Source organism: Phenylobacterium sp. (assembly GCF_041691455.1).
In the GTDB taxonomy this organism is placed as follows: domain Bacteria; phylum Pseudomonadota; class Alphaproteobacteria; order Caulobacterales; family Caulobacteraceae; genus Phenylobacterium.
In genome coordinates, this window is the sequence record NZ_JBEPUO010000007.1 from 81,518 (window position 1) to 98,029 (window position 16,512).

Sequence of the window (16,512 nt, forward strand, 5' to 3'; positions counted from 1 at the left end):
CGTGATATCTAGCCTGCGGCGCAGCGCCGCGCAAAGGCCCGCTCAGCCCCCGTCGCTTTTCCTGTCGGGTTTGACCGTGGTCGCGCCACGGTCGCCGGCCTTGCGCCGCCGCAGGTTCGCCCGCAGCGCCTGGCTGAGCTTCGCCTCGCGCTCCGAGGCGGCGTCCTTCAGGGGCTTTTCAGGTGGCGGCATGGGCCAAGGGGTGCGGCGCTACGCCCGGCCCGTCAAGATCGCCCGCGCGGATTGGGGCTTCACGCGGCCCGCCCGGTTGGCTATAGCCGCGCCTCGCCATTCGCCGCGATAGCTCAGTGGTAGAGCGCATCCTTGGTAAGGCTGAGGTCCAGGGTTCGAATCCCTGTCGTGGCACCATGGTTCCTCCAACGTTTTCAGAGCGTTGGGGGAACCACCAATTCCTCAAAATTCACTCGAAAGTGCGCTGGTAAGCGCATGGTAAGCGCCGTGACGGGCGAATTCGTGTCGCGTTGCCGAGCCTGCACCAAGAAAAACGGCTGTGTGGGTGACGAATCGCGAAGCGATTTTCTGCGTCCGCAGGGAGGTCAGAGCCGCGGGTGACGCCTCCGGGCGAAGTCTGCAATGCGCTGCCAGCGGCTACTCAGTCAGCGGCGGCAATCCACCGCGGCCCGCCGGCAATTGACCCCAAAATCGGACTCACTCGCAATTGTGGCGCTAGTTGACGGTTCTCTGTGTGGTCTCGGCGCTTGGCCGCGCCTCGCGTCGCAGTCCGCTGCATCGGCGGAAGCCATCGCGCCGACGCAAGCCGCGATGTCCATCGCCACGTCGACGGATTCTGTGGACCCCGCGGAAGGGTGCGGACGGTCGGCTTGCGTCTAGGGAGTCGGTGCACCGTTTTGCGCCAGCAGCCCGAACGGCAGATCCGTGACATCACCCCTTGGACACCGACGCGCCCTCCCGACCGGCGCCGACTTGCCACCTCCTGACCCGCCGCGCAGCCGGACGTCCCATGCCCACGCTCAGCCGTGAGGCGCTCTACGCACAGGCCTGGAGCGAGCCTATGCTGACCCTCGCCGCGAGATTCGGCGTCCCGGCCAGTGCGCTCAGGCAGGCCTGCCGCGACGCCGACATCCCCCTACCCGGCCCAGGTCACTGGACCCGACTGCGGGCCGGCAAGCCGGTCGTCCAGGCGGCGCTTCCTCCGCGCGGCCCGGCGATGGCGCAACAGGTCACGATCACGCCGTATGGCCTGAGTTCCCTTGAAGAACGTAAGGCCGAGCTTGCTGAGGCACTGCCCGATCCGCCGATATTCGACGAGCCGATCGAGGCTGTTCGCGCGCGCACGCTCGCGCGGGTCAACCCGGTAAAGGCGCTGGCCAGTCTCGACCGCGCCTGCGCCGACGTCCGTCGGTTGCTGGCCGCGGACGACCAGCGCCGCGCCGACAAGGCGGCCCACCGCGGAAGCCCCGATTGGGAGGGCCCGCGCCTCGACTCGCCGTTCGAGCGTCGGCGGCTGCGGCTACTGAACAGCCTCACCTTTGCCTTCGCTAAGGTCGGCGCGAAGCTCGAGCTGCGCGGCCCGACCGGGCGCGACCTGGCGGTCCGGATCGGGACTCGGCGCCTCACACTCACGCTGGACGCGCCGGGCGCTCAGCCGACATTCCAGGGCGAGTGGACCACCCGGCCGGGCCCGGCAGGTCCCCTCGCCCTCAGGATCGTCGGTGGGTCGGACACCGACGAGGGCACGAATGCGTGGATCGACCGGGACGACGCCCCGCTGGAGGCTCAACTCGCCGACGTCGTGGTGTCGATGCTGGTCGTCGCGGAGGTCCGCCACCGGGCCGCCGAGGTCGCCGGCCATGCCCACCGGATCGCATGGCGTGCACAGATCGCGGCCGACCTGGTCAAGCGGCAGGCGGACGCCGAGCGGCGGCGGGACGAGCGCGAGATCATGAAGGTGAAGGCTCGCCGCAAGCGCCTGTTCGGCCAGGCGCGGGATTGGCGCAAGGCCCGGAACATCCGCGGCTTCGTGGCCGAGGTGCTCACCGAGGTCGGCGGGAAACCGGACGACGCCGGTGTCCTGGCCGAATGGAGCGCCTGGGCCCTGGCGGAAGCCGACGCCCTCGATCCGGTGGCCGGCGACGCCCTGGAGCCCTGGCGACCGCAGGACGAGGACGACATCGAGCGTCCCTGCGGCTGCGGGTTCAGGTGCGAGCGCCCGTGCGCGTGCGGGGCGCAGAGGGCCTGCGTGTGCGATTGCGCGGACGAGCCCAACCAGGACAACGAGTTCTGGCTCCGCTTGCCAGACTCTGACGGAGAGCCCTGATGTCGCCAGCCGGCCATTGAGGCGCCCTTAAGCGTGCGGCGCCAGTCTGCCGGGATGCCCGCGGACAATGCCCTTACGCAAAAGCCGGCGCTTCGGGACCTGATGGCCTCCATCGGCTACCTCCTGCTCCACTGGGGGCAGCTTGAGCGCCGATTGGCCGGAGGTCCCATCCCGGATGAACTGCAGGATGTCCGTCAGCTGCGGAACGATCTCTGCCACGGGCTGCACACGGCGCGGGCGGATCCCACCGATGATGGCGAACCTTTCGTCTCCTGCGAGAGCGTTCAGCGTGGCGCGGTCCGTTACACGTGGACGGACCTCGATCAGGCGATCCGCACCTTGGAGGGTTTCAACGGTCGGGCGGCGGCTGCCACCGGTTCCGTGCAATAGGATCACCACGCCGACTAAGTCCGAACGCGCGCGCCGCTGAATGCGCCTGCACCGAGCAAGTCAAAGCGTCGCCAGCCTCCGACGCTCGAGAGCCAGGCCGCAGTTCGTTGTGTCCCGAAAATTTCTACAGGACCTCAGTCAGGATCAGAATTCCGCGGATCGAAGCTATGTTTGCGGACCAATCGTCTCAACTTGCAGAATTCGTCGAGCTGGATGAACCCGCTCGCGACGGATTTCCGACGTTGACGACCTGATGCCTCGGTCTGCCCAGGCCTGGAGATCTTCAACAGTGTAGACGACGAGGCCGCCGATCTTCCGGTAGGTCGGCCCGGTCCCGTAGGTCCGATGCTTCTCCAGGGTGCGGCCAGACAGCCCAAGAAAGCGGCCGGCTTCCGAGGTGCGGAGGTAACGGGCCGGATTGGTGGTGACGTCGGACATGAGTCCCTCCGAAGGGCCCAATCCCGGTTCGGCGACGGCCGACGGAGCCCGAATGCGACTCACCCTAAGGGGCCGCCCTCGCGGCGATAAATGCGCAAGGCTACGCGTCTCCCCGAAAGGCTCGCCATCCGCGCTAGGTTGCGTCGTCAGGGTCGCCCTCTGTCGAAGGTTTGGAGCCAGGATCCTCGTCCGGCCCGCCGGACCCCTGATCATCGGCGCGAGCTTCAGGGTCGGATTCGGCCGGAGGCGCCTGGAGCGGCTTGTCCGACATCCAGTCCTCCGCCGAGGCGTCGCGTTCCCTGGCCAAGACGAGAAGCTCATCGAACATCTTGGTGAAGCTGACGATCAGGACGGCGGGCGCCAGGCGGCTGATGTCGTCCTGGGCCGTCGCGTCGAATTCCAGAAGCGCCATCAGCCATAGGGTCCCCATCTTGTTTTCGACGGTCCTCAACGCGAACGCCGGCGACCCAATGTCGATGGCGGCCAGGATGGCGTAAGGGTCCGCATTGAGGATCTTGGCGACCTGATGGACGCGGTCGACGTTGAGACGCGCCTTCCCAGACTCGAAATATTCGTAGGACCTGGGCTTCATCTTCATGGCGTTGGCCACATCGATTGGGCGCAAGCCTCGCAGACGCCGCAGCGCTTTCAGAATGCGCGACAGCGTCGCGCCTCGGCCAGGGATGTCGTGGTCGGGCGGACCCATAAATCGCTCGAACTCAACCCATACTTGTTCCGAGAAATCTCTACACCATCCCGGGGTGGATCAAGTCGCTGGCCTGCGGAATGATGTGCACGGAAGACTTGGGAGCCGACACCCGCAATGGAGTGCGTGACACCCCGCAACTCCATTGCGGATTGCGCCGAAACGGCGCGGTCCACGCCAAGTCTCGGGTGGCCGGATTTCCGGGGCGTCGTGATTCGCTAGGGCTATCGCCGAAACGACCGTGGCGCCGCCAGCCGTTCCGCAGAACCGCTCGCCGTGGGCAAGAGTTGCAGGTCGCGCGCCTTGATCGCAGCCTGGATCCGGGTGCGGACGCCCAGCGTCCGGCAGGCGTTGAAGAGATGGCGCTCGACGGTCCGGCCGGAGATGCCCACCAGCTGGCCGATGTCCGTGGCGCTCTTGCCCTCTTGCGCCCAGTAGAGGCACTCCAACTGGCGCAGCGTCAGGATACCGACAGTTGTCGTCTCGGCCTGTCGGCGCGGCGCATTCGGCAGTGATTGCATCGGGCTGCCCTCTCAGTAGCTGACGGTTTCCCCCCCGACAGCCAGATACGGTCTGTACTTGGGTCAATAAATATCTAATCCCCGCTTTTCGTTCCAGAACCACAAGCTGAGAGCATTCACGCCCGACAATTGCGCTGGTCTTCGCAACTTACTTGCGGAGTCTCCGCAATTTCATTGCGGATGCGTGGGGCGGCACATCGGCGGCCTTTGCTCAACGCGCAAGTCTACCCAACGCGGCGCGTAGGGTTACGCATCGCGGAGAAAGCGCAGGTCGGGAACAGTCTGGCCATGCGCCACGTCCCGCAACCTCGCTTGACCTCCACGCCGGAGGGATTGCCGTGATCCTCGCCCCCGAGATCGTCCTGGACCTGGCGGCGCACTGCGCACCGCAGGCCGCACCCGAAACGCTTCTGGCGGTGACGCGGGTGGAGAGTGGCCTCGATCCGCTGGCGATCGGTGTCAATGGTCCTGCGCCTCGGCGCGTTCGCGTTGCGTCACGCGCCGAGGCGATCGCGAGCGCCAGGACCCTCATCTCAAGCGGCGCAAACATCGATCTCGGACTGGCGCAGATCAACAGCGCCAATCTGGGCCGCCTGGGCCTGACAGTGGCGGACGCCTTCGATCCCTGCAGCAGTCTCGCCGCCGGGGCCAGCTTGCTGCGGGACAACTACCAGGCCGTTCGCGCGCTCGCCGCCGACGACCAATCGGCGCTGCGCACCGCGCTGTCGCTCTACAACACGGGCGACCGCCAACGCGGATTTCGGAACGGCTACGTCACCCGTGTGGTGCGGTCGGCGGCCGCCGCCGCGGCCCTCCCTGCTGAAACTCTGGCGCCGCTAACCGCGCCGCACCCCCCGGCCTGGGACGCCTTCGGCGATCTGAGGCCGGCAGCCTTCGTGACCTCCCCGTCTATTCGCCAAGGAGATCAGCCTTGACCTTGCACACCCTGAAACGAAGCGGACCGATCCTCGTGATGGCGGCCCTGGCGCTTTGCGCCGCGGCCAGCCCCGCATTGGCGCAGACAACAGGCGCCACCGGGGGCAATATCGGGACCTTCATTCAAAACATCATCTCGATCCTCAACTCCAACGTCATCCGGGGCCTGGCGGTGATCGCAATCATCGTCACCGGCATCGCCTGGATGTTCGGCCACCTGGACCTGCGGCGGGCCGGTGCGGTCATCGTCGGGATCATCGTGATCTTCAGCGCCGCAGGCCTGGTCGACCTGATGGTCGGCGGCGGTTCGGGAGGTTGAGGTGATCTCCGGCCCCGAAGAGCGTCTGACGGAAGACCCCCTGTTCCTCGCCTGCACGCGGCCGGCGATGATCGCCGGCGTGCCGATGGAAGCCATGGGGCTCAACGTCATCGTCTCGGCCACCGTGTTCCTGGCCGCGCATGGTCTGATCTACTTGCTGATCGCGCCGGTTTTGCACGTGATCTGCCGCGCGATCTGCAAGCATGACTCCAACGCGTTCCGGGTTCTCTGGCAGTACGTGGACACCAAGGGCCGCTCCCGAAATGGCGCGATCTGGGGCGGCAACTCGTTCACCCCTCTGCCGGTCCGCCGGCGCTTCGCATCCGCGGAGTTGGCGCGTGGCTAGCCTCGGGCTTCAAGCTCGGCCGATGAAGGCCGCCTTGGCGCGGGAGGCTGAGGCGCAGGCTACCCTGCCCTATGCGCGGCACGTCAATGAAAGGGTGGTCGCCCTCGACAGCGGGGCGCTGATGCTCTGCTTCCAACTGGACGGGGCGAGCTTCGAGACCGCCGACATCCGCGACCTCAACGATTGGCATGCCAAGCTGAACGGCGCCTGGCGCAATCTCGCCGACGACCGGCTGGCAGTCTGGCATCACCTCGTGCGGCGCGAGCACACCGCCTATCCCGCCGGCCGCTTCCGTTCCGGCTTCGCAGCCGACCTCGATGCCGCCTACCGCGCCCGGCTCGGCGCCGGGCGGATGTTCGTCAACGAACTCTACGTCTCCCTGGTGCTCCACCCGGGGCGCGACGCGGCGGACCGGGCCGGCGCCTGGCTCACCCGACGCGCGCAGGCGGCGCCCGATGTCGATGACGCCGCCCTGGCCCGGATCGAGGACGCCGGCCGTGACCTCGCGCAATATCTCGGCCGCTACGGCCCTCGCGCTCTGAAGGTCTACGAGCGCGGCGGACAGGGCTTCTCAGAGCCCATGGAGTTGATGCGGCTGCTGCTGACCGGTCGTCACGAGCCCGTCCCCCTGGTGCGGGGCCATCTCGGGTCTGCGGTCTACGCGTCGCGACTGATCTTCGGGCGCGAAGCCCTGGAAATTCGAGATGTCGCCGAAACCCGCTTCGCGGCGGTCTTTGGGATCAAGGAGTATCCGGCCACGACCCGGCCCGGCCTTTGGAATGGCCTGCTCTCGGCTCGCTTCCCCTTGGTCATCAGCCAGTCGTTCAGTTTCCTGTCCAAGGCCGCCGCCCGGGCGGTCATGGAGCGCAAACAGAACCAGATGCTGTCCGCGCGCGACCGGGCGACCTCACAGACCGCGGGCCTGAGCGACGCCTTGGACGACCTGATGTCCAACCGCTTCGCCATGGGCGACCACCAGGCCTCCATCCTGGTCTACGGCGACGCGCCGGCCGAACTCGCCGACCACCTGTCGAAAGCCCGCGCCAGCCTCGCCGATTCTGGCCTAGTCACCGCCCGCGAAGACCTCGCGCTCGAGGCGGCGTTCTGGGCGCAGTTTCCCGGCAACTTCAGCCGCAGGGTCCGTCCCGCCGCGATCACCTCGCGGAATTTCGCGGCGTTCGCGCCGTTCCACACCCACCCGGCGGGCCGCGCGGACGGCAACCATTGGGGGCCGGCGGTGGCGCTGCTGCGCACCTCGGCCGGCTCGCCCTTCCATTTCAACTTTCACCTCGGCGACCTCGGTCACACTTTCATCTGCGGTCCCTCGGGGTCCGGTAAGACCGTCGTGCAGAACTTCATGCTGGCGCAGCTGGAGAAGTTCTCGCCGCAGTTGGTGTTCATCGACAAGGACCGCGGCGCGGAGCTGTTCGTGCGCGCCAGCGGCGGGACGTATCTGACCCTGCGCAACGGTCAATCCAGCGGCTTCGCGCCACTGAAAGCGCTCGGAGCGTCGCCCGCGAACCGCGCCTTCCTGTCCGCGCTGGTCCGCCAGTTGGTCGCAGCAGACGAACGGCCCCTCAGCGTGCAGGACGAACGTGCGATCGACGACGCGATCCTGGCGCTCGGCCCCCTACCACCGGCGCAGCGATCGTTCTCCGCTCTGCGAAGCTTGCTGGGCCAGCGGGACGCCGGAGGGGTCGGCGCGCGCCTGGAGAAGTGGTGCCGAGGCGGCGCCCTGGGCTGGGCCTTGGACAACGACGCCGACGCCGTCGCGCTCGACGCCCGCTTCGTGGGCTTCGACATGACCGACTTGCTCGACAACGCCGAGGTCCGCACGCCCCTGATGATGTACCTGTTCCACCGGCTCGGCGGCCTGGTGGACGGCCGCCGGCTGGTCATCGACATCGACGAATTCTGGAAGGCGCTCGGCGACGAGGCATTCCGCGGCCTGGCCCAGGACGGGCTCAAGACCTACCGCAAGCAGAACGCCTTTATGGTGTTCGGCACGCAGTCTCCCGCCGATGTCCTGCGCTCGCCGATCGCGCACACGATCCTCGAACAGTGCGCCACGAAGATCTTCCTGCCGAACCCGCACGCCGCCGAGCGCGACTATGTCGAGGGCGTTGGGCTGACCCGTCGGGAGTTCGCTCTGGTCCGTGAGGAGCTGGCCCCGGAGTCCCGCCAATTCCTGATCAAGCAGGGTCTGAACTCCGTGGTCGCCGAGCTGCGCCTCGATGGCCTGGACGACGCGCTGGCGATCCTCTCCGGGCGCACCGAGACCGTCGATCTGCTCGACCGCATCCGCGCTCGGGTCGGCGATGACCCCGCCCGATGGCTCGAACCCTTTCACCACGAACGGAGGCTCCTCCCGTGATCCCAAAGTCCCTGGCGGCGACGGCCGTCCTCCTCGCCCTCTCGGCGGCGCCGGCCCGCGCCCAGATGGCCGTCTACGACGGTGCCAACTACGCCAAGCTGATCCAGCAAACGGAGACCGCGCTTCACCAGTTGCGCCAGGCGGAGACCCAGGTTCAGCAAGGCGAGCAGCTTCTGCAGAGCTTGAACCAGAGCTCCCACGTCGGCGGCATCGCCAGCGCCCTGGAAGCTCCGGCTCTTCGCCAATTGCTCCCTGGCGTTGGCGCGCTCACCTCTGCGGCGCAAGGCGGGGTCACCGCGCTCGGGGACATCGGGACGCGGGCGCAAGCCATCCGCAACGCCAGCCGGCTCTACACGCCGCCGTCCGGGGACACGCTCGGCGCCGATCTCGAGGCCGCGGGCATGCGCGCGGCGCGCGACCAGGCGCTGGGCGAAGCGGTCGCGACCGGCGGCGCACAGCGTCTGGCGGGTCTGCAGACGCTGCAACAGGCTATCGACGCGGCACCCAACGCGCGCGCCGTCCTCGACTTGCAAGCGCGGGCCACCACAGAGCAGGCCATTACGGCGAACGACCAGATGCGGCTGCAGGGCCTGGCCATGGCTCAGGCGGCGGAAGACCGCGTGCAGGTTCTGCGCGATCGAGAGCGGGCGGCCGCGGCGCGCGAGGCTCGGTTGGCGCTCTTCCGCCAGTCGTTCCAATGAACCGGATCGCCTTGAGCCTGCTGGCCTGCGCCGCGATCGCCGGCTGCTCCGCGCAGCCTCGCAGCCTCAGCTTCTTCGCGGCCCATCTCGACGCCGCCAAGTCGGTCGTCGCCGACTGCCGCTCTAGTGCGCATCGCGGACCGGAATGCGAACCCGCCGAAGCTGCGGTCGCCGCCGCCGCGCGCGATGCGCGGATGCGCGAGTTCCACAAGGCCTTCTGACCGTGGTGGGGACCTTCCAGATCTTCGAGCCGGCCTACCAGTTCGTGGACGGCAAGCTCGATACGTTCCTGAACGAGCGGGCGAGTTCGGTGATCGCGGCGGTCTCCGGACCGCTGCGCGCCGCCCTGGTGCTCTATGTGCTGCTCTACGGGTTCGCGATCCTGCGGGGCGCGATCCAGGAGCCGCTCATGGACTTCGCGGTGCGGAGCCTGAAGCTCGGCTTCATCTACATGCTGGCGACGACCGTGGCCTACTCCAGCTACGTCACCACCCCGCTGTTCCACACGCTGCCGGACACCCTCACCCAGGCCATCAGCGGTGCGGGGGTGCCGGACGTCGGGGCCGCGTTCGACCAGTTCTTTGGGCGCGCGGCCTACCTGGCCGACAAGGTCGCAAAGACCGGCAGTCCTGTCGATCTAGGGCCCTGGATTCTCTCCGCCGTGGTCTATGTCGTGGGCGCCTTGGCCGCAGCGCTCGGATTCGGTGTCGTGATGCTGGCGAAGGTGGCATTGGCGCTCTTGATCGCGCTCGGCCCCATATTCATCGCCTGCGCGCTGTTCGACGCCAGCCGGCGCTTCTTCTTCGGCTGGCTGTCGCAGGCCGTGAACTACGTCGTCCTGTTCGCCTTGATCATCACCGTCTTCCAACTGGTGCTGTCGCTGGTGGCCCAGCAGTGGAGTTCGATCGACGGTCAGGATCCGACGGCCGGGGGGTTCCTCTTCGTCGCGCTCTGTCTGCTGGGCGCGATCTTCTTCCTGCAGACGCCGGCGATCGCGGCCGGGATCGCCGGCGGGGCCAGCGCGGGATTGGCCGACTTCGCCAACGCCGCGTCGCTCGGCCGAGGCCCGCGGGGCGGCGCCCCGCAGGGCCCGCAGGAAGCCCAGCGCAACGCACCCCATGGGGGCGGCTCTATTCGTCCGGCGGGAGGCCGCGCATGAGAGCGATATCCATCCTGATCGCCGTGCTGTCGTTGGGCTCCGCCAGCTGCGCCAGTCCTGGCGGCGGCGCGCTCCCGGTTTGTGACGGCAAGCATCTGCGGCCCGGGAACCCGCACGGCAGCGTTCTCGATCCGGCTGGCGCCGCGGCCGCGCCCGTGGGCGTGACGGCCCCGCCGGCCGACCATCCGAGCTGCGGCCAATGAACCGCCCCACCCTGAAGACCTATTTCGACGAGGCGAAAAGCTGGGACGCCGACCGCCTGCGCAGCGCCGAGCGGTCGCGGCGCTTCGCCTGGGGCGTGGCGGGCTTCGCCGGCCTGCTCGCCCTGGCGGCGATCGGCGCCGTGGCCGCTCTGGCCCCGCTGAAGACCACCGTTCCCTTCGTGATCCGCGTGGATCGCACGACGGGCACGGTCGACGTGGTCTCGGCGCTGAAACGCGGGAAGCCGGTGACCTACGACGAGGCTGTCACCAAGCACTTCCTCGCGCAATATGTCCGCGTCCGAGAGGGCTGGCTCGCCCCGGCCGCCGAAGCCAACTTCCGGCAGGTTTCCATCATGTCGACGCCGGCCGAACAGGAGCGCTGGGCCGACATCTTTCGTCCCGCAAATCCCACCAGCCCCCAGGTCGTCTACGGCCCGACCGGCGAGGCGCAGGTGGAAATCCGCGCGGTGAGCTTCGTCAGCCAAGGGGTGGCCGACGTCCGCTTCCATCGCACGGTGCGCCAGTCGTCCCAAGTGACCGAGAGCGATTGGATCGCCACCGTCGCCTTTGCCTACACCAAGGCGCCCATGGCCGAAGGCGATCGCCTGCGGAATCCGCTGGGATTCCAGGTGTCCAGCTACCGCGCCGATCCGGAGGTGGTTCGGTGAGGCCTGTGCTCGCAACGCTCGTCACCGCCCTTGTCCTCGGCGCGGCGTCGGGCGCGTGGGGCCTCGACACGCCGCGTCCAGGCCCCTCCGACCCTCGCATCAAGACGGTGGACTACGATCCCTGGGCGGTCGTGAAAATCACCGGCGTCTTCCGCACGGCCACCCAGATCGTGCTCGGCGACGATGAGACCATTCTCCATGTGGCGCTCGGCGACACCACCGGTTGGGATGTGGCCGCGGAGAAGAACATTCTCTTCGTGAAGCCCAAGGCGCCGCGCGGCCCCACCAATCTGATCGTCACCACCGGCCGGGCCGGCGAGACGCGCACCTATACCTTCGAACTTTCGACACGGGCCGGCGCTTCGGGCCGCCCGACTCCCGACACGGTGTTCGGGCTGCGCTTTCGCTATCCGGCCGACGAGAAGGCCAAGGCGGCCGCGGGCGTCGCCGCCGAGGCCTCGGTCCTGTCGCAGAAGGTCCTGGACTTGAAGCTCGACCGGGCCGTCGTCGAAGGGACCCGCAATCTCAACTACGCGGTCCAGGGCGCGAGCAGCCTCCAGCCGTCGGAGGCCTCCGACAACGGCCGGTTCACGGTGCTGCGCTTCCCGGCCAACCAGCCGGTGCCGACCCTCTTCAGTGTCGAGTCCTCCGGGACGGAGAGCTTGGTGCCCTTCGATGTCCGCGGCGAATTCGTGGTGGTCCACGCCGTGGTCCGCGAACTTCGCCTGCGCCGCGGGCGCGAAGTGCTCTGCCTCTTCAACCAGGCCTTCGAGCCCTACGGCCGAAACCCCGGCACCGGCACGACCGCCACCGACGTCCAACGCACCGAAAAGGGAGCGCCGCACCCATGAGCGACCTCGATCTTGAAGCCGGCGACGCTCCGCCGGTCCGCCCCGCGCTCGTGGAGCGATCCATTTCGCCGATCGCCGGGCGCCTGGGCGCCGGCCGCGCTGGACGGGCCCTGGTCGTCGCCGCCCTCGTGGCGGGCTGCGGCGTGTTCGTCGCCGCCACCTGGCGGGGGTCCAAGCCCCACGCGGCCACAGCGCCGGAGCAACCGGCGCGCCAGGTCGTGGCCTTCGAGCCGCTGTCGTCCGCCCCGACCCTGGCCCATCCCGGCAGCGGGGCGCCGCTCCTGACGTCCGCAGGGGCTGGAGCAACCATGCCGGCAGCCGACGGCGCAAAGGCGCCGGCGGACGCGGCGTCGCAGGCGCGCGCGTCCCAAGCTGCGATCCGCGGCGCGCCCCTCATCGCCTACAGCCGCGACGGCACGCCAACCTCGGCCCCGTCCATCGGCGGCGGCCCGATCGTGCCGGCGATCGAGGTCGCCGCCCGGGCGCCCACCGAACTCGACCAACTGCGGCAGGGCTCGACGATCGGTCGGGCCCGCGCCGCGCGCCTGCCCGACCGAAACTTCCTGATCGTCGCCGGCGCGGCCATTCCCTGTCTATTGCAGACGGCCATGGACACCGCCACGCCAGGCTACGTGAGCTGCCTGATCCCTCGAGACGTGCTCTCCGACAACGGCGCGGTGGTGCTGATGGAGAAAGGCACCAAGGTTCTGGGCGAATACCGCAGCACGCTGAAGCAGGGGCAGACCCGCCTCTTCGTGCTCTGGACCCGAGCCGTTACCCCGGCCGGCGTGGTGATCCGCCTGGAGTCACCGGCCGCCGACAGCCTCGGGCGCGCAGGGTTTGACGGAACCCTCGACACCCATTTCTGGGACCGGTTCGGCGGCGCTTTGCTTCTGTCTATCGTCGATGGCGGGTCCTATGCCTTGGCGGGTCCCGGCGGCGGCAATACCGCGCGCGTGCCATCGGACGCGGCCGCCGTCGCCTTGCAGAACTCGGTCAACATCCCGCCCTCGCTGCGCAAGGCGCAGGGCTCGGAAGTGTCGATCTTCGTGGCCCAGGACTTCGACTTCTCCGGGGTCTACAGCCTGCAGGCGCGCTAGCCCCATGCCGCGCGACGCCACCGTCCTGCAGCACTACCTCGCCCCGCTGCAACGCTGCCTCGAGCCGGACGATGTCACCGAACTGGTGATCAACCGTCCGGGCGAACTGGCGCTGGAGCGCGCCCGCGGCTGGGAGTGGCGCGAAGAGCCGGATCTCACGGAGTCCTGGCTCGGAACCTTGGCGAAGGCCGCTGCCGCCTACACCGCGCAGGACGTCACCGACGAAACGCCGATCTGTTCGACGGTGCTTCCAAACGGCGAGCGCTGTCAGATTGTTCTGCCGCCGGCCGCCGAACGTCTCTCCCTGACCCTGCGCAAGCCGTCGGCCCTGACCCGCGACCTCGACGCCTTTGCGCGGGAGGGTCTCTTTAACGACGTCGCGGTGGCCAGCACCGACCTGTCCGAGGACGAAGCGACGTTGGCCCAGCTGCGCGACGCCGGCGACTGGCCCGCCTTCTTTCGGCTGGCGGTCAGAAGCCGCCGCAACGTCTTGATTTCCGGCGCCACCGGCTCGGGCAAGACGACCTTCGCCAAGGGTCTGGTGCAGCTGATCCCGCGTGACGAGCGGCTGCTGACGATCGAAGACGCGAGAGAACTCACCGTCCCGCACCGCAACGCCGTCCACCTGCTCTATGCAAAGGACGGCCAGGGCCTGGCCAAGGTCGGCGCCAAGCAGCTCCTGGAAAGCGCGCTGCGCATGCGCCCCGACCGCATTCTGCTGCAGGAGCTGCGCGACGGGACCGCCTTCTTCTATCTGCGCACCGTCAACACTGGCCACCCCGGATCGATCACCACGATCCATGCCGACAGCGCCGTCCTCGCCTTCGAGCAGCTGACTCTGCTGGTGAAAGAGTCCGAAGGCGGTCGTGACCTGCCGCGTTCCGAAATCCGCGCCCTCCTCCACATCCTCGTCGACGTCGTGGTCCAGATGCGGCGCGTCGACGGCCGCTTTCGCATCACCGAGGTCTGGTATGACCCGCTTCGCAAGCGCGCCCTGGCCGCTTAAGGCCGCCTACGTCGGCGCCCTGGTGTCGAGCGCCGCGGCGCTGCTGCTTGGCCTCGCCACCGTCATCGCCCTGGCCGGTCTGAAGCGCCTTTCCGCGCATCTCGACGTTGCGGCCATCCCGGGATGGTTCTGGTACTTCCGGGGCGATCCCAGCGTCCGGCGCTGGCTTGGCATCGGCCTCCTCACCGCTGGGATGGTCCTGGCGGTCGGCGCGCTTGGGATCCTGCGCAATCTTCGGGCACCCCTCTACGGGGCCGCCTGCTGGGCCCGCGAGGCCGACCTCCGCCGCGGGGGGTTTCGGGCTGCCCGCGGCATCCTGGTGGGCCGAAGCGCAGGACGTCCTCTGATCTTTGGGGGGTCAGAACACGTGATGCTCTATGCGCCGACCCGCTCCGGCAAGGGCGTTGGCGTGGTGATCCCAAACCTGCTGAACTGGCCGGACTCCGCCGTGGTCCTCGACGTCAAGCGCGAGAACTGGGACGCCACCGCCGGCTTTCGCGCGGCGCACGGCCAAGAGGTCGTGATGTTCGATCCGCTCGACGCGGAGGGCCGCACGGCGCGTTTCAATCCCTTGGGCCACATTGACCGCGCCGACCCTGTGGCGGTCATCGACGAACTGCAGAAGCTCGCAGTAATGCTGTTCCCGGCCCCGCCCAACGCGGACCCCTTCTGGGCCGAGGCGGCGCGCACAGGTTTGATCGGTGTCGGCGCTCTGGTGGCGGTGCTACCCGACCGCCCCTTCAGCCTGGGCGCGATCTACCGCGAGTTGACCGAGGGCGATCCCCGCGCTCGGCTGCCGGAGCGGCTCAGGGCCTGCGCCGCCGCCGGCGTTCCCGTGCCCAACGCCTGCGCCAGCGCCGTCGACGACTTCTGCTCGGCCTCCGAAAACACTTTCGCCAGCATCAAACAGACGATCACCGCGCGGATGAACCTGTGGCTAAACCCTCGGGTCTGCGCCGCGACCGACGCCAGCGACTTCGACCTGCGTGACCTGCGCAACCGCCGCCTGTCGCTCTATCTCACAGTGTCGCCGGACAACCTCGCCCGGGTCGCCCCGCTCTACAACCTGCTCCTGCAGCAGCTCATCGACCTCAATACCCGCGAGCGGCCGACACCGACCCACAACGCGGTTCCGGTGCTGGTCGTGTTGGACGAGTTCGCCCGGCTGGGCCACGCCAGTGTCCTCGCCCACGCCTTCGCCTATGTCGCCGGCTATGGCCTCAGGTTGTTGCCCGTCCTCCAAAGTCCGGCGCAGCTTCGCGCCGAATACGGTCCCGACGTCACCGAGGAAATCATCGCCAACTGCGGCGCCGAGATCGCCTTCGCGCCCAAGGAACTGAAGGTCGCGCAGGATCTGTCCGAACGCCTGGGCTTCTACACCTACGCCGGCCGCGCCCAAAGCCGACCGAGCGGTCTCTCCCCCGGCCGACGGAGCCAGACGGAGTCCGACCAGCGCCGCGCTCTGATGCTCCCGCAGGAGCTGATCCAGATGCCGCCGGACCGCCTGCTGATCCTTCGCGCCGGCCTGCCCGCCATCCGCGGCCGCAAGATCGCCTACTACCGCGAGCGCGTCTTCAAAGCTCGCCTGCGGCCCGCGCCCATCGTCCCGTCCCGCGCGCTCGATCTGCCGCCCCCATCGGCGGATTCCGCCATTGCTGTGGCTGGACGGCCCGCCGGCGGGGACCGCGCCCGGGATGCCGACCTGGCGCTCGTGCTTCCGGACATCACCGCCGAGGGCCGCGCGCCGCTCCCAGAAACCGGCGCGTCGCCAGAGGAGGTGGAAGCCTGGGTCGGTCGGTTCATCGACGCGTCCGCGCGTCTTCCGGAAGGAGTCCTCGATCATGGCCGCTGACGAACCCAACCTGCTCGCCGCCGCGCTCGGTGGCCGGTCAACCCGCCTGGGCGACGTGCCCGACGATATCCAACGCCGCTACTTCACCGACGGACGCGGCGGCGGCCTTGGCTACTACCTCGACGCCACCAGCCCCACGCCCGTGTTTCGGGACCGCGGCGACCGGCTCACGGCCGCGCGCAACGATCCCAACGCAATCCGCCACATGGTGCGGATCGCCCAGCACCGGGACTGGACGGTGGTGCTGGTGCGCGGCGCCCCGGAGTTTCGTCGGGAAGCCTGGCTCGCCGGCCGACTGGCCGATCTCGATGTGCGGGGATACCGGCCGACAGCTCGCGACGTCCAGGAACTGCAACGCCGGCTGGATGCCGCCCGCCGGCGCGATATCCAACCCCTCAACGACCGCCTCAACGACGCCCACCAGCGACCGCGCGACCGCGGGCCTGACGACGCCGGCGCGCGCTCGCGCCTCAGGGCGGTCGAAGCCGTGGTCCGGGCCCGCGTCCCCAACACCGTCGAGCAGGACCGGATCCTGGCGTCGGCCCGGGACCGCATCGCCAAATGGCTGGAGCGCGGCGCCAGGTTCGACCCCGTCAAACTCGCCGAGCGAGACGCGAGCCAATCCCGTTCGCGCAGCCGCTAG

At 68.7% G+C, this 16,512-nt stretch carries 20 protein-coding genes and 1 tRNA gene; 17 read left to right on the forward strand and 4 right to left on the reverse strand.

Features of this window, described 5'->3' with window-relative positions; translation table 11 throughout:
- Positions 1-42 precede the first annotated feature (42 nt).
- Positions 43-192 carry a hypothetical protein gene (locus tag ACESMY_RS11810; protein ID WP_372784784.1) on the reverse strand — a complete coding sequence of 50 codons (150 nt, stop codon included), beginning with the start codon at positions 190-192 and terminating at the stop codon, positions 43-45.
- Between the two features lie 102 nt (positions 193-294).
- Here ACESMY_RS11810 and ACESMY_RS11815 point away from each other — a divergent pair.
- The 3 genes from ACESMY_RS11815 (at position 295) to ACESMY_RS11825 (ending at position 2,689) form a co-directional block, all read left to right on the forward strand.
- A tRNA-Thr gene (locus ACESMY_RS11815) sits at positions 295-369 on the forward strand.
- A 664-nt stretch (positions 370-1,033) separates the two neighbouring features.
- Positions 1,034-2,299, forward strand: coding sequence for a hypothetical protein (locus tag ACESMY_RS11820; protein WP_372784785.1), 1,266 nt, complete (start codon positions 1,034-1,036; stop codon positions 2,297-2,299).
- Between the two features lie 102 nt (positions 2,300-2,401).
- On the forward strand, positions 2,402-2,689 hold the full coding sequence (locus tag ACESMY_RS11825) for a hypothetical protein (RefSeq protein ID WP_372784786.1): 288 nt from the start codon (positions 2,402-2,404) through the stop codon (positions 2,687-2,689).
- Positions 2,690-2,854: 165 nt separating this feature from the next.
- Here the strand turns inward: ACESMY_RS11825 and ACESMY_RS11830 are convergent, their stop codons facing one another.
- The 3 genes from ACESMY_RS11830 to ACESMY_RS11840 form a co-directional block, all read right to left on the reverse strand.
- Complete coding sequence (locus ACESMY_RS11830) at positions 2,855-3,127, reverse strand: helix-turn-helix transcriptional regulator (RefSeq protein WP_372784787.1); 273 nt, start codon at positions 3,125-3,127, stop codon at positions 2,855-2,857.
- Positions 3,128-3,260: 133 nt separating this feature from the next.
- On the reverse strand, positions 3,261-3,752 hold the full coding sequence (locus ACESMY_RS11835) for a helix-turn-helix domain-containing protein (RefSeq protein ID WP_372784788.1): 492 nt from the start codon (positions 3,750-3,752) through the stop codon (positions 3,261-3,263).
- Positions 3,753-4,057: 305 nt separating this feature from the next.
- Positions 4,058-4,354: a response regulator transcription factor gene (locus ACESMY_RS11840; RefSeq protein ID WP_372784789.1), complete on the reverse strand. Its 297-nt coding sequence runs from the start codon at positions 4,352-4,354 to the stop codon at positions 4,058-4,060.
- Between the two features lie 338 nt (positions 4,355-4,692).
- On the opposite strand from ACESMY_RS11840, the gene ACESMY_RS11845 reads away from it, so the two are divergent.
- Genes ACESMY_RS11845 through ACESMY_RS11910 form a run of 14 tightly spaced genes read left to right on the forward strand, consistent with a single transcriptional unit; the run spans position 4,693 to position 16,512 of the window.
- Entirely contained in the window at positions 4,693-5,289 is a 597-nt protein-coding gene (locus ACESMY_RS11845) for a lytic transglycosylase domain-containing protein (protein ID WP_372784790.1), read from the forward strand.
- Positions 5,286-5,609 (forward strand): TrbC/VirB2 family protein, encoded by a 324-nt coding sequence (locus ACESMY_RS11850; protein ID WP_372784791.1) that lies wholly within the window; start codon positions 5,286-5,288, stop codon positions 5,607-5,609. Before ACESMY_RS11845 ends, ACESMY_RS11850 begins: the two co-directional genes overlap by 4 nt.
- Before the next feature lies 1 nt (position 5,610).
- On the forward strand, positions 5,611-5,955 hold the full coding sequence (locus ACESMY_RS11855) for a type IV secretion system protein VirB3 (RefSeq protein WP_372784792.1): 345 nt from the start codon (positions 5,611-5,613) through the stop codon (positions 5,953-5,955).
- A 22-nt stretch (positions 5,956-5,977) separates the two neighbouring features.
- The gene (locus ACESMY_RS11860) at positions 5,978-8,329 is read left to right on the forward strand and encodes a VirB4 family type IV secretion/conjugal transfer ATPase (RefSeq protein ID WP_372784793.1); all 2,352 of its coding nucleotides are present in this window, start codon (positions 5,978-5,980) and stop codon (positions 8,327-8,329) included.
- Entirely contained in the window at positions 8,326-9,030 is a 705-nt protein-coding gene (locus tag ACESMY_RS11865) for a type IV secretion system protein (protein ID WP_372784794.1), read from the forward strand. The genes ACESMY_RS11860 and ACESMY_RS11865 overlap by 4 nt, the downstream gene beginning before the upstream one ends.
- A gap of 11 nt (positions 9,031-9,041) precedes the next feature.
- Positions 9,042-9,251: an EexN family lipoprotein gene (locus ACESMY_RS11870; RefSeq protein ID WP_372784795.1), complete on the forward strand. Its 210-nt coding sequence runs from the start codon at positions 9,042-9,044 to the stop codon at positions 9,249-9,251.
- A 2-nt stretch (positions 9,252-9,253) separates the two neighbouring features.
- Complete coding sequence (locus tag ACESMY_RS11875) at positions 9,254-10,189, forward strand: type IV secretion system protein (RefSeq protein ID WP_372784796.1); 936 nt, start codon at positions 9,254-9,256, stop codon at positions 10,187-10,189.
- Complete coding sequence (locus tag ACESMY_RS11880) at positions 10,186-10,392, forward strand: hypothetical protein (protein WP_372784797.1); 207 nt, start codon at positions 10,186-10,188, stop codon at positions 10,390-10,392. The genes ACESMY_RS11875 and ACESMY_RS11880 overlap by 4 nt, the downstream gene beginning before the upstream one ends.
- The gene (locus tag ACESMY_RS11885) at positions 10,389-11,060 is read left to right on the forward strand and encodes a virB8 family protein (RefSeq protein ID WP_372784798.1); all 672 of its coding nucleotides are present in this window, start codon (positions 10,389-10,391) and stop codon (positions 11,058-11,060) included. Before ACESMY_RS11880 ends, ACESMY_RS11885 begins: the two co-directional genes overlap by 4 nt.
- The gene (locus ACESMY_RS11890; RefSeq protein ID WP_372784799.1) at positions 11,057-11,911 is read left to right on the forward strand and encodes a TrbG/VirB9 family P-type conjugative transfer protein; all 855 of its coding nucleotides are present in this window, start codon (positions 11,057-11,059) and stop codon (positions 11,909-11,911) included. The genes ACESMY_RS11885 and ACESMY_RS11890 overlap by 4 nt, the downstream gene beginning before the upstream one ends.
- The gene (virB10, locus tag ACESMY_RS11895) at positions 11,908-13,011 is read left to right on the forward strand and encodes a type IV secretion system protein VirB10 (protein WP_372784800.1); all 1,104 of its coding nucleotides are present in this window, start codon (positions 11,908-11,910) and stop codon (positions 13,009-13,011) included. Before ACESMY_RS11890 ends, virB10 begins: the two co-directional genes overlap by 4 nt.
- Before the next feature lie 4 nt (positions 13,012-13,015).
- Positions 13,016-14,017 carry a P-type DNA transfer ATPase VirB11 gene (gene virB11 / locus ACESMY_RS11900; protein WP_372784801.1) on the forward strand — a complete coding sequence of 334 codons (1,002 nt, stop codon included), beginning with the start codon at positions 13,016-13,018 and terminating at the stop codon, positions 14,015-14,017.
- Positions 13,983-15,869 carry a type IV secretory system conjugative DNA transfer family protein gene (locus ACESMY_RS11905; protein WP_372784802.1) on the forward strand — a complete coding sequence of 629 codons (1,887 nt, stop codon included), beginning with the start codon at positions 13,983-13,985 and terminating at the stop codon, positions 15,867-15,869. The genes virB11 and ACESMY_RS11905 overlap by 35 nt, the downstream gene beginning before the upstream one ends.
- The gene (locus ACESMY_RS11910; RefSeq protein WP_372784803.1) at positions 15,859-16,512 is read left to right on the forward strand and encodes an LPD7 domain-containing protein; all 654 of its coding nucleotides are present in this window, start codon (positions 15,859-15,861) and stop codon (positions 16,510-16,512) included. Before ACESMY_RS11905 ends, ACESMY_RS11910 begins: the two co-directional genes overlap by 11 nt.

Coding starts and splice junctions, on each gene's coding strand:
- ACESMY_RS11810 (WP_372784784.1), bottom strand. CDS start 192: ATGCCGCCACCTGAAAAGCCCCTGAAGGACGCCGCCTCGGAGCGCGAG.
- ACESMY_RS11905 (WP_372784802.1), top strand. CDS start 13,983: ATGACCCGCTTCGCAAGCGCGCCCTGGCCGCTTAAGGCCGCCTACGTC.
- virB11 (WP_372784801.1), top strand. CDS start 13,016: ATGCCGCGCGACGCCACCGTCCTGCAGCACTACCTCGCCCCGCTGCAA.
- ACESMY_RS11840 (WP_372784789.1), bottom strand. CDS start 4,354: ATGCAATCACTGCCGAATGCGCCGCGCCGACAGGCCGAGACGACAACT.
- ACESMY_RS11830 (WP_372784787.1), bottom strand. CDS start 3,127: ATGTCCGACGTCACCACCAATCCGGCCCGTTACCTCCGCACCTCGGAA.
- ACESMY_RS11910 (WP_372784803.1), top strand. CDS start 15,859: ATGGCCGCTGACGAACCCAACCTGCTCGCCGCCGCGCTCGGTGGCCGG.
- virB10 (WP_372784800.1), top strand. CDS start 11,908: ATGAGCGACCTCGATCTTGAAGCCGGCGACGCTCCGCCGGTCCGCCCC.
- ACESMY_RS11880 (WP_372784797.1), top strand. CDS start 10,186: ATGAGAGCGATATCCATCCTGATCGCCGTGCTGTCGTTGGGCTCCGCC.
- ACESMY_RS11820 (WP_372784785.1), top strand. CDS start 1,034: ATGCTGACCCTCGCCGCGAGATTCGGCGTCCCGGCCAGTGCGCTCAGG.
- ACESMY_RS11825 (WP_372784786.1), top strand. CDS start 2,402: ATGGCCTCCATCGGCTACCTCCTGCTCCACTGGGGGCAGCTTGAGCGC.
- ACESMY_RS11885 (WP_372784798.1), top strand. CDS start 10,389: ATGAACCGCCCCACCCTGAAGACCTATTTCGACGAGGCGAAAAGCTGG.
- ACESMY_RS11860 (WP_372784793.1), top strand. CDS start 5,978: ATGAAGGCCGCCTTGGCGCGGGAGGCTGAGGCGCAGGCTACCCTGCCC.